We start from the raw sequence: 13,035 nt of genomic DNA, 5'->3' as shown, positions 1-13,035 counted from the left end.
TCACTAAAACAATAATGAAAAAGAAGATTGCCATAATTGGTTCAGGTTTTTCCTCGCTGTCCGCTTCGTGCTACTTAGCCAAGGCCGGTCACCAGGTTACAATGTATGAGAAAAACGAAACCGTAGGCGGCAGAGCAAGACAGCTAACTAGAGAAGGGTTTACTTTTGACATGGGTCCTAGTTGGTATTGGATGCCCGATATTTTTGATAAGTTCTTCAATGACTTCGGGAAGAAAACTTCCGATTATTATCAGCTAGATAAATTAAGTCCAGCCTATAAAATTTCTTTTCTGATGACAATATCACAATTGGTGATTGCATGGATGACATATGCCAAGAATTTGAGCGTATAGAACCCTGGAAGTGCCAAGCACCTAAGAAACTTTATTAGTAAGGCACAGAAGAACTATGACATTGCCATTAACAAGGTAGTCTTACGACCTGGACTTTCCCCTTTAGAACTTATTACCCCTGAAACAGCGCTGCGCGTAGACCAATTCTTTAAGACTATTAGTGGCGAAGTACGCAAAAAGTTTAAAAATAAAAAGCTAGTCTCTACGCTAGAATTTCCGGTCCTGTTTTTAGGTGCAAAACCAAGTAACACCCCTTCTTTTTATAGTTTTATGAACTATGCAGATTTTGGTTTGGGCACCTTAAGGCATCCAAAAGGTGGTATGTATGAAATTGTAAAGGCCATGAAAACTTTGGCCGAAGAAGTTGGCGTTAAAATACATACCGATTCTGCGGCTCTAAAAATAAACGTTGAAAATAATAAGGCCGTAGGCATAAATATTAATGGAAAAGACATTATAGCCGATGTAGTATTAAGCGGAGCTGATTATCACCATTCAGAAACTTTACTTGACCCAGAATACCGTCAATACTCTGAAGCCTATTGGGACAAGAAGACCTTTGCCCCTTCTTCATTATTATTTTATATGGGTTTTGATAAGAAATTAAAAAATGTAGAACATCACAATCTTTTTTTTGACACTGATTTTGAACGGCATGCTACAGAAATCTATGATCAACCAAGTTGGCCAAAAGATCCTTTGTTCTATGCCAATTTTCCATCAATAACAGATTCTAGTATGGCTCCTGCTAATTCAGAAACTGGATTTTTCCTAATACCAATTGCCACAAACTTAACAGATACGCCAGAACTACGCACTCAATATTTTGATATTGTGATGGATAGATTTGAGAAACGAACAGGCCAGAGCGTAAAAAATAATATTATCTTTAAGGAGTCATTTTGCGTAAACGACTTTGTAGAACAGTACAATTCTTATAAAGGTAATGCGTATGGTATGGCCAATACATTACGCCAAACTGCTTTTCTAAGACCTTATGGTCTAAGAAGCAAAAAAGTCAAAAATTTATACTTTACCGGCCAGTTGACTGTACTATATCCTGGGTTCCTCCGGCTTTAATTTCGGGTAAGCTAGTCTCCCAATTAATAAACAAGAACGTCTAAAAGCCAAAACCATGAAATCCCTATTCGATAAAGTTTCCTACCAGTGTAGCCAGATTGTTACAGAATCCTACAGCACTTCGTTCACAATGGCAACGAAAATGTTGTCATCTTGTATTAGACCGGATATTTATAATATTTATGGTTTTGTTCGCTTCGCGGATGAAATAGTAGATACGTTTGATCAGTATGATAAAGAAAAACTTTTTAATCAGTTTGAGGCTAGCCTTAAAGATGCACTGGAACAACGTATAAGTTTGAATCCAATTCTTAATTCGTTTCAACACACCTATCATAAGTATGAAATACCGTATGACCTTGTTGATGCTTTTATGAAAAGTATGAGAATGGATCTATACAAGAACGTTTACAAGACCGATGAGGAATATAAAGAGTACATCTATGGTTCTGCAGATGTGGTGGGACTAATGTGCTTAAAAGTATTCGTGAAAGGGGATACTGAAAAATATGATAGCTTAAAAGAAACCGCTATGGCATTGGGTTCTGCTTTTCAAAAAGTGAATTTCCTAAGAGACCTTAAAAGTGATTTTGAAGATTTAGACCGAAGTTATTTTCCTAATACTGATTTGGCTATGCTAGACGAAGCTTCCAAAACCCGAATCGTAAATGAAATAAAAGCCGATTTTGAGTTAGCATATCAAGGAATTATTAGATTACCTAACGAGGCTAAATTTGGTGTTTACACTGCATACAAATACTATTATAGATTATTGAAAAAATTACAACGTACACCTTCTTTAGAAATTAGAACGGTTCGTATTCGCGTTCCCAACTATGAGAAATTTGGGGTTTTGGCCAAGTCGTATGTAAATTACAAATTGAATTTGGTTTAATATGAAAGCTGTTATTTGGATAGCCCTGTTTTTAGCCACATTTTCCTTTATGGAATTTATGGCGTGGTTTACCCATAAGTATATTATGCACGGTTTTCTTTGGAGTTTGCACCAAGATCACCACAAGAAAGACCATGACTCTTGGTTTGAAAGAAACGATGCTTTTTTTATATTCTATGCCATTGTGAGCATGATACTCTTTTACTCAGGATCAGCAACATCTTTTTGGTATGGTTGGCCTTTGGGTTTTGGTATTCTAGCCTATGGTATTGCTTACTTCTTAGTACATGACATCTTTATTCATCAGAGGTTTAAGATGTTCAGAAACGCAAACAATTGGTATGCTAAGGGAGTTCGTAGAGCCCACAAAATGCATCATAAACATTTGGGCAAAGGAGATGGGGAATGCTTTGGTATGCTCATCGTTCCCTTTAAATACTTCAAGAACAAATTTTGACTATACTCCTACTCTGCCAGCAATTGATTTAATAGTTTCCTGATTTTTTCACTGTTCCAATCTACAGCTCCATTTGCGGCCATAACAATTTTCCCTTGCTTACTTATAATGTAAGTAGTAGGAATTGTAGATGAACTAAATATTTCTGGCACCTGATCTTCGGTAAGAAAAAAAGGTAGACTGTATCCTTTTTTTAGTGCAAAACTATTAACTCTACTGAACTCTTCCTCGCTCACTAACATAAAGCTTACTTTATCTCCGTAGTCATCATATAGCGCTTGAATATCGGGCATTTCAATAAGGCAAGGCAAGGCTTACACCAAGTAGCCCATAGGTTTAAGAAAACTACTTTCCCTTTTTCATTTTGAAAAGAGTACGCTTCGGTATTCAAATCAGTTAGTTCCCAATCATATGTATTTTCTGGAATGGTCTTATCTGCTTTCAACTTAATTGAACTATAGGAAATAATCCGCCCAGCATAAGCCCTTAGTTTAGGGCCTATAGGTGTGAACAAAATAAGGCATATAGCAACCAGAAATGCTCCTAAACAAATATATTTTACTAAAGCTTTCAAGGTGTATTAGAAAGTGAATCTAATAATTGGGTTACTGTATTATTATCCCAATCATGTGGTTCTTCCGCATATACTGCAATAGCCCCGTTTTTATCAATAATATAAGTGCCTTGAATCTTGGGAATTTTAACTGGTGCATCTTCTCCTACTATTCTATAAGTAACAGGAAAAGTATATTTATTCTTTGCCATGAATTCCTCTACAGGCTCGCGCTCTTCATTGGTTATAAGATAAAAATCTACCTGATTAGAATATCTATCATATAACTCCTGAATACCTTTTAACTCCGCTGCACTCGGCGTGTTCCAAGAAGCCCAAAAATGAACAAAAAGAACCTTACCTTTTGATTCGTTAAAATTAAATAAGTCCCAGTTCGCATCCTTAAGCTTCCAATCATATCCATCAATTTGCTGTCTATCTTCTACCTTAATGATATCTGGAGGAGAAGCAAAGACGCGCATAAGCCAAATCTTGCCCCAATATCCAACTGGAGTAACAAAAAAGGAAAGCACAAAAGCCATTATAATAAGCGTAAAAAAAGTTTTTCTTTTCATAGAAATTGTGAATAGGTCCAAAACTAAAAAACTCCCGCTAATTAACGGGAGCTTTTAGATACTATATCAATATTGCTTAGGCTGCATTTTCCTTTTTAATAACGTTCAATGCAGAACCTTCTCTGTACCAAGCTATTTGTGCATCATTATAGGTATGATTCACTTTAATAGTGTCTTTACTTCCGTCTGCATGAACTATTTCTATAGTCAACTGCTTGTCTGGAGCAAATTCAGCTATATCCAAGAAGTTGAAAGTATCATCCTCTTGTATTAAATCATAATCACTTTCATTAGAAAATGTCAAACCTAACATACCTTGTTTCTTTAAGTTTGTCTCATGTATACGAGCAAAAGATTTTACTATTACTGCCGCAACACCTAAATGTCTTGGCTCCATAGCTGCGTGCTCACGAGAAGAACCTTCTCCGTAGTTATGGTCACCAACAACTATAGACTGTACTCCTGCTGCTTTGTACGCACGTGCCGTATCCGGTACACCTGCATACTCACCTGTCAATTGGTTTTTAACAAAGTTTGTCTTTTTACCAAATGCATTTACTGCACCAATTAAGCAGTTATTAGAAATGTTATCTAAATGACCACGGAAACGTAACCAAGGACCTGCCATAGAAATGTGGTCTGTTGTACATTTACCAAAAGCCTTTATAAGCAATTTAGCACCCATCAAACTTTCGTTTTTAATTGGAGTAAATGGCTCTAACAATTGTAATCTTTCCGAGTCAGGAGAAACTTTAACCACTATACCGGAACCGTCTGCATCAGGAGCTAAGAAACCAGCATCTTCTACAGCAAAACCTTGTGGAGGTAACTCTATACCTAATGGCATATCTAATTTAACTTCTTCGCCATCTTCATTAAGTAACGTATCGTTCATTGGATCAAAATCCAAACGACCGGATATTGCTATTGCAGCAACCATTTCTGGAGAACCAACAAATGCATGTGTATTTGGGTTACCATCTGCTCTTTTAGAGAAGTTACGGTTAAACGAGTGTACAATTGTGTTTTTCTCATCACCTTTTGCATCACTTCTGTCCCATTGACCAATACATGGCCCACAAGCATTGGTGAAAATTGTAGCACCTAGATTTTCGAAAACCTCTAGAATACCATCTCTCTCCGCAGTAAAACGAATTTGTTCTGAACCTGGATTGATACCAAAATCTGATTTTGGCTTAATTTTTTTATCAACAGCTTGTTTAGCTATAGACGCAGCTCTAGTTAAATCTTCGTAAGATGAGTTTGTACAAGAACCAATTAATCCCCAATCTACTTTTAACGGCCAATCGTTAGCTCTAGCCTTCTCACCTAGCTCACCTACTGGCGTAGCTAAATCTGGAGTAAAAGGTCCGTTTAAATGAGGTCTTAACTCATCTAAATTAATTTCTATAACCTCATCAAAATACTGGTCTGGATTAGCATACACCTCTGCATCTGCAGTTAAGTATTCTTTTACTTGGTTTGCAGCATCTGCAACGTCATTACGATCCGTAGCACGTAAATAACGCTCCATAGACTCATCATAACCAAATGTAGACGTAGTAGCTCCTACTTCTGCTCCCATATTACAAATAGTACCTTTACCGGTACAAGAAAGGTTTTTAGCACCTTCTCCAAAATATTCTATAATTGCTCCTGTACCACCTTTTACAGTCAAGATACCAGCAACTTTTAAAATAACATCCTTAGCAGAAGTCCACCCAGAAATATTACCTGTTAATTTTACACCTATAAGCTTAGGGAATTTAAGCTCCCAAGCCATGCCTGCCATAACGTCTACGGCATCTGCACCACCAACACCAATAGCAACCATACCTAAACCACCAGCGTTAACTGTATGAGAATCGGTACCAATCATCATTCCTCCTAAATGCATAATTTTCAAGTACTACTTGGTGAATGATACCTGCTCCCGGTTTCCAGAAACCAATACCATATTTGTTAGAAACAGACTCTAAAAAGTCAAAAACCTCTGCACTTGTAGAGTTCGCTATTTTTAAATCTGAAACAGCACCGTTTTTTGCTTGTATTAAGTGATCACAGTGTACCGTAGTAGGCACAGCTACCTTTGGCTTTCCTGCTTGCATAAACTGCAAAAGAGCCATCTGCGCCGTAGCATCTTGACAAGCAATACGATCTGGAGCAAAATCCACATAATCTTTCCCCCTTTTGAATGCTTTGCTAGGGTTTCCGTCCCACAAGTGAGAATATAAAATCTTCTCTGAAAGGGTAAGCGGTTTACCTACAATCTCACGTGCTTTATCAACACGCTCGGCCATATTCGCGTACACCCCTTTGATCATATCAATATCAAATGCCATAAAGTCTATTTATAAATTTTGTTATTCTATTTTTGATAGTACAAGATACAAAATGTACAATAATTAATAGGAAAGGCCTAGGAAATATAGAATGATTATAAAAAAGATTTTTTTCCTTGAGAACAGTCTTTAGAAACTAATCTAAAAATAGGTTTTTGAGTATGTAAAAGGTCAAATGAAAAAAGCCTGAGTCATCGACTCAGGCTTTTGGATTATAATAAAAAATTTGAATTATTGTACCAATTGTTTTTGAGATGGCTTAAACTTAGTTAACACTATACCGTCTACAGCTGCTTCATACTCTTTTAAAGTTGGAGTTCTACCTAAAATTGTAGACAACACTACTACTGGTGTAGAGGACAATAAAGACTCCCCTTTTTTCTCACCAGAGTCCTTTACAACTCTTCCTTGGAATAAACGTGTTGAAGTGGCCATTACCGTATCTCCTGGTTCTGCTTTCTCCTATTACCCATACATAGGTTACAACCTGGACGCTCTAAATACAACATGTTTTCATATTTAGTACGAGCTAAACCTTTTGGTGCACTATCATCAAACTCAAAACCAGAATACTTAACTAAAACATCCCAATCTCCCTCTGCTTTTAACTCATCAACAATATTATATGTTGGAGGAGCAACAACCAAAGGTGCTTTAAATTCAACCTTACCTTGTTGTGCCTCAATGTTCTTTAACATTTGAGCCAAGATTTTCATATCTCCTTTATGAACCATACAAGATCCAACGAAACCTAAATCTACTTTTTTAGTTCCACCATAGTAAGATAATGGTCTAATGTTATCATGCGTATAACGCTTAGAAACATCTTCATTGTTCACATCTGGATCAGCAATCATTGGCTCAGCAATTTCATCTAAATCAATAATAACTTCTGCATAATACTTAGCATTGGCATCTGGCCTTAAAGCAGGTTTAATTCCCGTTTTAAGTTCAGTAATTCTTGTATTTGCTTTATCAACAAGACCTTTAAGTACTTGATTAGCATTGTCCATTCCTTTATCAATCATGATTTGGATACGACCTTTTGCAATCTCTAATGACTCAATTAATGTATCATCTTCAGAGATACAGATAGATGCTTTTGCTTTCATCTCTGCAGTCCAATCTGTAAAAGTAAAGGCTTCATCTGAAGTAAGCGTTCCAATATGAACCTCAATGATTCTACCTTGGAATACGTTTTCTCCACCAAATTGCTTTAACATCTGAGATTGTGTAGCGTGAACCACATCACGGAAATCCATATACGACTTCATTTGTCCTTTAAAGGTCACTTTTACCGATTCTGGAATTGGCATTGTAGCTTCTCCCGTAGCAAGTGCTAAGGCAACTGTTCCTGAATCTGCTCCAAAAGCAACACCTTTGGACATACGGGTGTGAGAATCTCCACCAATAATGATGTCCCAGTCACCAACAGTAATATCATTCAATACTTTATGAATAACATCTGTCATGGGAAAGTATTTTCCTTTAGGATCACGACCGGTAATTAAACCAAAGTCGTTCATGAAACTCATTAACCTTGGAATGTTAGCCTTAGACTTATCGTCCCAAACTGAAGCCGTATGACATCCTGATTGGTAAGCCCCATCAACAATTGGAGAAATAACAGTAGCTGCCATCATCTCTAATTCTTGAGATGTCATTAAACCTGTAGTATCTTGTGAACCTACAATATTTACTTCTACTCTAACATTAGAGCCTGCATGTAACGTTTTGCCTTATGTATTTTCAACAGCATTTTTATTGAATATTTTTTCAACAGCTGTTAGACCTTGTCCTTCAATAGAAACTTCTTTAGAAGTTGCATAAACTTCTGGAATATCTATTCCTAATATTTTACAAGCTAAAGTTTGTAGTTTTTTACCAAAAACTACGGCATAAGAACCTCCTGCTTTAATAAACTCCATTTTTGGTGGCGTTAATGCAGCAGAAATATCTTTTAACTCTTCACCGTCTTTGTATAATTTTTTTGTCTTTGTATTAATTGTTAATACTGTACCTGTATCAACCGAATACGTTTGCTTTAAAACTGGTTCGCCATCTGCATCTACAATTGTATTTCCATCAGCATCTTTTTGTTTTACCCAGTTTTTTAAATCAATACCAATACCCCCAGTTACACTAACTGTTGTTAAGAAAATTGGTGCAATTCCATTTGTACCAGCAATTACTGGAGCAAAATTAATAAATGGCACATATTTGCTAAAAGGAACACCCGTCCATAACGCTACATTATTTACTCCTGACATTCTGGAAGAACCAACTCCCATAGTCCCTTTCTCAGCGATTAACATAACACGCTTATCTGGATGCTGCTCTTTTAAAGCCAACAACTCATTTTGCATGTCTTTGTTATGCTCAAATAAACACTGACCGTGTAACTCCCGATCTGATCTTGAATGTGCATCACCTCCCGGTGACAATAAATCTGTAGAGATATCACCAACACCAGCAATATAGGTTACTACCTTAATCTCTTCTTCTACATCCGGTAACTTCGTAAAGAATTCCGCCTTAGCGTAACTTTCTAAAATATCCTTAGCAATGGTATTTCCATTTTTCAAGGCCTCTTCCAAACGAGCAGTATCTGCTTCATACAAGAAAACCTGCGTTTTCAGAACTTCAGCGGCCTCTTTTGCCAAAGCAACATTAGACCCTAGTGCTATATCCAACAATACCTCTACCGAAGGACCACCCTTCATATGAGATAATTGTTCCAAAGCGAATGCAGGTGTGATTTCTTTCACTACTGATTCACCAAGAATAATTTCTTTTAAAAATTTTGCTTTAACACCAGCAGCACTCGTAGTACCATAAAACGTTATAGATAAAAAAGTTAAGAGAACCTTCTCTATACTCATTATCAACATCTTTAATTTGCTCAATGATTTTACTCAGTAATTCAGCTCCATCAATTGGTTTTGGATGAAGTCCTTGAACTTTACGGTCTTCGATCTCCTTAAGATAATCTTTATAAATGCTCATTTAATAAATGGTTTGAGTGTTAAATTAGCTATAACCGAGTAGTCGGAATTTCCTAGAATTCCTCTCCGAAGACTTGTATAAAAAATTTTCACAGCTAAAATTAAAAGTTAAGCAACAACATTGATTATATGCTGGACCAAACAGGTATATCTCCTTATGACCCTACCAATATCTTATGCTGTTCGTTTAAGTTATTGCAATCCCGTAAAATTAAGAAATTAAGAGGCGTAAATAAAATTTATACCTTAGGATTCGCTCCCTTTTGGGAAATTGATCAATAGATTGCTTTATGCTTGCACGAACTAAAGGAAGAAAGGCAAAAAACCAGATAGTTTTTAAAGATTCGGTAATTTTGGCTATAGTAATTTACTAATAATAACTTCTTCCGAAATACCTTCGGCCTCTGCTTTATAGTTTTTGATAAGGCGATGTCTCAAAATACCTGTAGCGACTGCTTGAACATCTTCGGCATCTGGTGAAAACTTACCATTTATTGCCGCGTGTGCCTTAGCTGCTAAAACAAGATTTTGAGAAGCTCTTGGTCCTGCTCCCCAATCTATATATTGCTTTACATAATCACTTGCCGTTTCAAGATTAGGCCGGGTAGAGTTTACCAATTTAACAGCGTACTCCACAACATTATCCGGAACCGGAATACGGCGAACAAGTTGTTGAACCTCCAATATTTCTTTGGCATTAAACAAAGCCTGAATATTTACTGAACGGTCCGAAGTTGTATTCTTAACAACTTGTATTTCTTCTTCAATAGTAGGGTACTTCAACTCTATTGCGAACATAAAACGGTCTAACTGCGCTTCAGGAAGCGGGTAAGTACCTTCTTGCTCTATAGGGTTTTGAGTAGCTAGAACAAAAAAGGGAAGTTCTAATTTATGTTGTTGTCCAGCAATGGTTACTGAACGCTCCTGCATGGCTTCAAGCAAGGCTGCCTGAGTTTTAGGTGGCGTACGGTTAATCTCATCTGCCAAGATGATATTTGCAAAAATAGGCCCTTTAATAAACTTAAAATTCCGGTTTTGATCAAGAACCTCACTACCAAGAATGTCACTTGGCATTAAATCAGGAGTAAACTGAATACGTTTAAAATCCAAACCTAAAGTTTGGGCTATAGTATTCACCATTAAGGTTTTTGCTAATCCAGGAACACCAATTAACAAAGAATGTCCTCCCGTATAGATACTTAAAAGAATTTGGTCTATTACCGCATCTTGGCCAACAATGACCTTGGCAATTTCTTTTTTGAGTGCCTTATGTTTTTTTCAACGAGATTATTTATTGCCTGAACGTCTGACATAAACTTAATCCTTTACCCAGTTATTGGCAAAATCACAGTCTTTGTTGTCTTCGTTCACACTAATATAGGTGTCTTCTATATGGTCGTCCATCCATTCTTTAATGGCATTGTACTGTTTTTCCGTTTTAGCTAATTGTTGAATTTTTATATAATCCTTAGAAAAATCAGCGGTATGCTCATCGTACCGGTTAGTTACCTTTAGTATTTTATACTTGGGACCTCCACCTCTAGGATCTTCTTCCAATAAAGGGTATGAGATTTCATCATCCTTAAGACTACGCACTTGGTTGTAAAGTGTCGGATCCATTTTTGTTAACTCAAAACGAGAATCAAAATTTGTTGGGTTTCTCAGAAGACCACCATCAAACTTAGTTTCTTTTTCATCTGAGAAGTTACGAGCAGCATCCGCAAAGGAATATTTCCCCTCCATGATATGCTTACGAATTGTATCCAATTCTGTCTTTACTTCATCTAAAGCTGTTTGAGAAATTTTAGGTTGCATAAGAATATGACGTAAATCTAATTCTTGACCTCTTATTTTTTCGATAAAAATAATGTGGTAACCAAACTGAGTTTCAAAAGGCTCTGAAACTTCCCCTTCTGCCAAACTAAAAGCTACATCCTTAAAGGTCTTATCAAACCCTGTGTCTTTAGTTATGCTATAAAAACCACCTTTTGATTTTGAACCTGGATCTTCCGAATACAAAATAGCTTTTACACTAAAACTTGCATCGTTATCTTCAACATCAGATTTTATCTTGTTTAACTTACCTACAACTTCCTCTACCTCTTTTTCAGTAGGTTTTGGAGATTTTACGATTTGTGCAATTTCCATTTCGGCACCAAAAACAGGACGCTCATCTTCTGGAATCTTGCTAAAAAACTGACGAACTTCTTCTGGTGTAATTTCTATTTTCTCAACAATACTAGACTGCATTTTCTCTGAAAGCATGCGTAGCTTGTTAATTTTATTGATGTCTTCACGAAGACTAGCTTCATCTTCCTTTTTGTAGAATTTCAAAAGCTTTTCCATAGAACCGGTCTGCTGTACAAAAGATTGAATTTGACGATCGGTAGTAGCGGCAATCTCATCATCTGAAACTAAAAGACTATCCTGTACAGCCTTATGGGGGCATACAAACGATCTTCCATTAACTTCCCTAAAAGTCCACAACGGGTAACATCTGCAGTAGAAACTCCTTGACTTTTTAAATCGATTAAAGTTTTTTCGATATCCGATTCCAAAATAACGTAGTCACCTACAACGGCGGAAATACCATCTAACTTAATTTTCTTGAAATTTACAGCTGGTTTAGTCGAATCTTTTTCAATACTTGCTTCTGCCTCTAATAGAGGTTCAGTAGATTCTTCCACGTTTTCAATTACCTCTTCTGTTTCAGTTACTTCTTCTTCGGTTTCCTGAGCAAATATGCTTCCTGTGATTAAAAAGCACCCTAAAATGACAACAAACTTATTCAGTTTACTCATAAACTTCAAATTCTTTTTCTTTAATAGCCTCATCTATAATTTCTGTTTCCAGTTTTCGTAAATAATCGAGTTTTCTTCTACTTAACAGAACCTGTTTAATTGTTGGTTCAATAAAAGACAGTGGAGCGACATCATTAACATCAAGTACGTCGGTAACCTTTGCCAAATATACCCCGTTTGCATCCTCCAACTCAAAAAATTGTGATTTTTTTAGGTGTTTGTTGGCATTTTCAAAGGTCAATGGAGGTATTTCCTCTATAATTCTAGTAGCACTTACCCAGATGGAGTCATTGAAGTTTAATTTCTTGAACTGCACTCCAATAGAATCTAAATATGCGATATCATTTTTCTTAAAGCGCTTCAATTTACTTATGACATCATCTTGGTTCAAGAATTGTTTGGGCAACTCTACAAACCTAAGCTTTACTATTTTTTCTTTAAGTTTAAAATTCTCTTTCTCCCTTTCATAAAAACCGTTCAACTGAGAACTGCTGATTACAGTATCTCCTCCCTGTTGCACCAATGCTTCTTTGTATGCTCTTGTATATAAGTCTATGCGATAATCTGCTACCAATGCATCATATTCCGCCAATTTTTCTTCCGGAAGATTAATTTTGGCCTTGTCCAACAACAATTGTTTTGATGCCCAATTATTAATATAATTCGTCACAAAAGAAGCACTATCTTCTTTTGAAATACCTTTAGCCAATAATTTAGCCACATCATCGCGGTACAAATAATTCTCCCCTACACGGGCTAAAAACCCAGGTTCATCTTTTGTCAAGAAAGAACCGCAGCCAACAAAAAGGGATACTAAGCCCATAATAGCCGAACAATAAATTAGGCGGCGCAATGGTATTAAATTTAATTTCATGGAGCAAAAATAGCAAATCTACTACGGTGGGCAATAGACTCTTAAGTCTTAACCGATTTTTTAATTTTACCTGTAATCCGTTACCTACACTTTGAGCCTT

At 36.5% G+C, this 13,035-nt stretch carries 6 protein-coding genes and 5 pseudogenes; 3 read left to right on the top strand and 8 right to left on the bottom strand.

Going from position 1 to position 13,035, the window contains the following annotated elements:
• Positions 1–14 precede the first annotated feature (14 nt).
• The 3 genes and pseudogenes from crtID (at position 15) to Q5W13_RS14890 (ending at position 2,785) form a co-directional block, all read left to right on the top strand.
• A pseudogene (crtID, locus tag Q5W13_RS14900) lies at positions 15–1,477 on the top strand (bifunctional phytoene desaturase/3,4-desaturase).
• An 11-nt stretch (positions 1,478–1,488) separates the two neighbouring features.
• A complete protein-coding gene (locus Q5W13_RS14895) occupies positions 1,489–2,328 on the top strand; it encodes a phytoene/squalene synthase family protein (RefSeq protein ID WP_155594309.1) in 840 nt (279 codons plus the stop codon).
• Position 2,329: 1 nt separating this feature from the next.
• Positions 2,330–2,785 (top strand): sterol desaturase family protein, encoded by a 456-nt coding sequence (locus Q5W13_RS14890; RefSeq protein WP_304443533.1) that lies wholly within the window; start codon positions 2,330–2,332, stop codon positions 2,783–2,785.
• A gap of 8 nt (positions 2,786–2,793) precedes the next feature.
• Here the strand turns inward: Q5W13_RS14890 and Q5W13_RS14885 are convergent, their stop codons facing one another.
• The 8 genes and pseudogenes from Q5W13_RS14885 to Q5W13_RS14850 all read right to left on the bottom strand — a co-directional run bounded on the left by Q5W13_RS14885 (position 2,794) and on the right by Q5W13_RS14850 (position 12,884).
• Positions 2,794–3,078, bottom strand: coding sequence for a TlpA family protein disulfide reductase (locus Q5W13_RS14885; RefSeq protein WP_304443532.1), 285 nt, complete (start codon positions 3,076–3,078; stop codon positions 2,794–2,796).
• A complete protein-coding gene (locus Q5W13_RS14880; RefSeq protein ID WP_304443531.1) occupies positions 3,033–3,299 on the bottom strand; it encodes a TlpA family protein disulfide reductase in 267 nt (88 codons plus the stop codon). The genes Q5W13_RS14885 and Q5W13_RS14880 overlap by 46 nt, the downstream gene beginning before the upstream one ends.
• 56 nt (positions 3,300–3,355) lie before the next feature.
• The gene (locus Q5W13_RS14875; RefSeq protein WP_304443530.1) at positions 3,356–3,913 is read right to left on the bottom strand and encodes a TlpA family protein disulfide reductase; all 558 of its coding nucleotides are present in this window, start codon (positions 3,911–3,913) and stop codon (positions 3,356–3,358) included.
• 76 nt (positions 3,914–3,989) lie between these two features.
• Positions 3,990–6,255 (bottom strand): annotated as a pseudogene (locus Q5W13_RS14870) (aconitate hydratase).
• A gap of 231 nt (positions 6,256–6,486) precedes the next feature.
• A pseudogene (locus Q5W13_RS14865) lies at positions 6,487–9,261 on the bottom strand (bifunctional aconitate hydratase 2/2-methylisocitrate dehydratase).
• A 356-nt stretch (positions 9,262–9,617) separates the two neighbouring features.
• Positions 9,618–10,573 (bottom strand): annotated as a pseudogene (locus Q5W13_RS14860) (AAA family ATPase).
• Between the two features lie 4 nt (positions 10,574–10,577).
• Positions 10,578–12,061 (bottom strand): annotated as a pseudogene (locus Q5W13_RS14855) (peptidylprolyl isomerase).
• Positions 12,054–12,884: a peptidyl-prolyl cis-trans isomerase gene (locus Q5W13_RS14850; protein ID WP_237332206.1), complete on the bottom strand. Its 831-nt coding sequence runs from the start codon at positions 12,882–12,884 to the stop codon at positions 12,054–12,056. The pseudogene Q5W13_RS14855 and the gene Q5W13_RS14850 overlap by 8 nt, the downstream one beginning before the upstream one ends.
• Positions 12,885–13,035: the final 151 nt, after the last annotated feature.

This window comes from Zobellia laminariae (assembly GCF_030553095.1).
GTDB lineage: Bacteria > Bacteroidota > Bacteroidia > Flavobacteriales > Flavobacteriaceae > Zobellia > Zobellia laminariae.
This window is presented reverse-complemented; position numbering and strand designations above follow the sequence as displayed.